This window comes from Streptomyces sp. PA03-1a, from assembly GCF_033792805.1.
Taxonomy (GTDB): Bacteria; Actinomycetota; Actinomycetes; order Streptomycetales; family Streptomycetaceae; genus Actinacidiphila.
The window spans coordinates 1-716 of sequence record NZ_JARAVO010000506.1; the positions used below are offsets into that span (position 1 = coordinate 1).

General features: G+C 72.6%; 1 pseudogene. It reads right to left on the reverse strand.

Annotation, left to right across the window (positions count from 1 at the left end):
• Positions 1-716: pseudogene (locus PV341_RS45205) on the reverse strand (ABC transporter permease); the annotation flags it as partial.

Genomic DNA, 716 nt, shown 5'->3' on the forward strand with positions numbered 1-716 from the left:
CGTGCGCCCGACTGCAAGGCCGATGTGGTGCCGTAGGAGGCGCGTTGCTCGGTCCGCAGCGTGACGGCCGCCTTGGGTGCGGCCTTGGCCACGACGGCGCGCAGCGCCTTCGCGTCGATGCCGGTGCCCGTCGCGTAGAGCGTGGAGGGCCCGTGCGCCGGCTCCTTCGTCCCGGGCGCCACCTTGGCCAGGGCGGCCCGTGACACGATGACGAACTCGTGGTTGGGGGCCGCCGGTGTGGCGTCCTGCGTGGCCACGATGTGCACCATGACCCGTCCGACGGAGGACCTGACGGTCTCCGGGTCGCCGACGCCGTTGCCGAACGTCCGCGCGAGCGCCGGGGAGGCGATCGCGGGAATGGGCTCCTTCGCGCCTGAGTCCAGCTTGCCGGCGGGGAAGGAGGAGCCCAGCCCGGTGGCCGCCACGAGCCGGGCGTACGGCTCCGGATCGACGACCAGCAAGTCGAACAAGATGCGGTCGTTTATCACTTTCTGTCCGCGTTCTACCCGGACGCCCGTGACCTCGCGTACTCCCGCGATGTTCCGGACCTGGGCGTCGAGTCCCTGCGGCAGGGCGCCGAAGGTCTGCACGCGGGCGTCCGCGCCGACCGCGGTGACGGCCGCCCGGTCGCGTCCCGACTCCACGCCCGCGAGGACGGACCCGCCGAAGGAGGTGACCGTCAGGGCAACGAGCACGGCGAGCAGAGGCAGGGCCGT